This window comes from uncultured Microscilla sp. (assembly GCF_947493425.1).
Taxonomy (GTDB): domain Bacteria; phylum Bacteroidota; class Bacteroidia; order Cytophagales; family Microscillaceae; genus Microscilla.
Genome location: NZ_CANLRP010000360.1, coordinates 1 through 2,289 on the forward strand (window position 1 = coordinate 1; position 2,289 = coordinate 2,289).

Here is a 2,289-nt window from a genome sequence, read left to right on the forward strand (position 1 = left end):
ATCACAAAATCAATCACATCTATAGGCTTTCCGTGCACCTCGCAATTGCTGCTAAAACAAAATACCGTGTCCGACTTAGGGAACACCTCCATACTCGGCTTTTTGTCATCGTGAAATGGACAACACATGCGGTTGCTTCCGTTGACACTTAAGCCGTAGTGATTTAAAACTGTAGAAATAGAAAGTTGAGATTTTATTTGTTGGATGGTCATGACGTTATTTGTAAAGTTAAAAAAAATAATTATACTCAATAGTATTGCAATCATACTAATAAGTTTATTTAAAAACAACCGTACAGTATGAAAAATATACTCAACAACATTTTTTTTATTGATTTTACCCCATTTAAGCGTTATATTTGAGTAAATAACATAACTACTTGATTATAATATGGAGCTAGGAGAACGCATTAAAAACCTCAGAACTAAAGCAGGCTTGACACAAAAAGCTTTTGGGGAAAAGGTTGGAATCAACTATATACAGATAGGAAGGTATGAAACAAAAAAAGCAACACCATCAACTGATATTCTAAATAGAATAGCAGATGCTTTGAATACAACTACTGATTTTTTGATGAACGGAGCACAAGACGAGAAAGCTATAGCCCAACTACAGGACAAGGAGTTATTACAGTTGTTCAGAAAAGTAGAGCAATTAGATAAAGAAGATAAAAACTTGATTAAAACATTTTTGGATGCGCTCATTACTAAAAGACAAGTGCAGAGGTTAGCAAAATAACACTTCACCCCTTTTCATAAGAAACAAAAAACCCTGCACTAAATAAATAGTACAGGGTCAATATTGATGACCATCCAAAGTACATCAAGGCTACAAATATACACACAAAAACCCACTTACACAACTCATAACTACCTCTTTTTCAGTTCATAAGAAATAAAAAAAGCCCAAACCATTTTTACATGATTTGGGCTTTGGTTTTTATTGTGAAAGTTATCCACTTTCACTTTATATATTTGGTTTAATTCAGGTTAGTTAGAACAGAAAGTAACAGAGCACTAAAACGATCTGAGTTACTATAATCAAAGCAGATATAGTTTTTTGATGTCTATATTTATAAAGTATAAATAAACTCAACAGAATCACGATACACAAAACTCTTAAAGATTTTGCATCTTCCAAACTCATCAAATCAATCTGAGGAGCAAGAACTCTTCGTTCTTCTACAGAGTAAAATTTTATCGTTTGTATAGACTCCCATAAATAGTAAGCAGAAAGTATTAAAGCAATACAAATTATGTATATTACTGTTTTTGGTTTCATAATTCATGTTATTTTTTCTTCGATGAATTTACTACTGCTTTATGCAAAACTTTCCTGTTTACAATCCTACCCAGGTCATACCTTTCTGGAAGCATTCCGTTTTCCTCGGGGTGAGTTATACCATCAAGCCTCGGGTATTTATACCCACCTACCTTTTCATAATTCTTCCCAAGGTTCTGCATACCGCTTCTAAATCTATCTATAACTTTTGCAATCTCTTTATTACTAACCCTATGTCCATGCTCACCTTGCTTCATTAAGTTCCACCATCCGCTCCTATGAGGAAGCCCTAGAGTATGACCCAATTCGTGGGCTGCCGTCCGCTCACCATAAGAAAGGAAATATACATCTAAAACTCCTCTAAAACGATCTGCGTCAAGGTATGCTACTTTTCCTCCATATTCGTTTGTAATTCCACGAGGTACCTTTTTCAAGTCATCCCTGAAAGTTGCAAGTACAAGTAAATGATCACTATCTTTGACATCATCCATTTTTTTAGCAACTGAAAAGTTTGCGTCAATAGATACATCAAATGTTTGCCCACCAATCTTAACTCCCTCATGACCAAAGCCATTTTTTCCATAGCTATTACGTATTGAAGACATTATATTAGACAAGGCACGATTCATATTTACTTCTTTTCCAGAGAGATTAATAATTTTCCCTGTAATATGCAGAGTTAATTTAGTTGGGTCTTTCTTACTTTGGGTAACCCAAACTGAATCTCCATTAATATCGATTGCCTGAATAGGCGTATTGCTTGCAAAAACATAAGGGCTTTGATAAGGGAATTTGCTTTCAAAACGATCCGTACTTAGGAATTTAGCAATCCTACTATCATAAATCCTAGCTCCAAAATCATAAGCACCAAAATTAATGTCTGTATCCTTTTCCTTACCATTAAACCCATACCTATAGTCCCCAAAATCACTCTTATTCAGAGCAATTCCGGTAACCTCCAACGAACTTCCGATATTCGGCGTTGGGTCTTTCAAATGAAATAAAATT

General features: G+C 34.6%; 3 protein-coding genes. 1 reads left to right on the forward strand and 2 read right to left on the reverse strand.

Annotated features, from left to right (window positions below; translation table 11 throughout):
• Positions 1–212, reverse strand: a 212-nt coding sequence (locus tag Q0954_RS33685; RefSeq protein ID WP_299466395.1) for a CHC2 zinc finger domain-containing protein, incomplete at its 3' end; no start/stop codon positions are given.
• A 178-nt stretch (positions 213–390) separates the two neighbouring features.
• Between Q0954_RS33685 and Q0954_RS33690 the strand changes: the two genes are divergently transcribed.
• On the forward strand, positions 391–738 hold the full coding sequence (locus tag Q0954_RS33690; protein ID WP_299466398.1) for a helix-turn-helix transcriptional regulator: 348 nt from the start codon (positions 391–393) through the stop codon (positions 736–738).
• A 551-nt stretch (positions 739–1,289) separates the two neighbouring features.
• On the opposite strand, the gene Q0954_RS33695 is transcribed toward Q0954_RS33690, so the two are convergent.
• A partial coding sequence (locus Q0954_RS33695; RefSeq protein WP_299466401.1) for an RHS repeat-associated core domain-containing protein occupies positions 1,290–2,289 on the reverse strand: 1,000 nt, incomplete at its 5' end.

Bases quoted from the DNA above. Each gene is read 5' to 3' on its own strand.
- Q0954_RS33690 (WP_299466398.1), top strand. From the start codon at position 391: ATGGAGCTAGGAGAACGCATTAAAAACCTCAGAACTAAAGCAGGCTTG.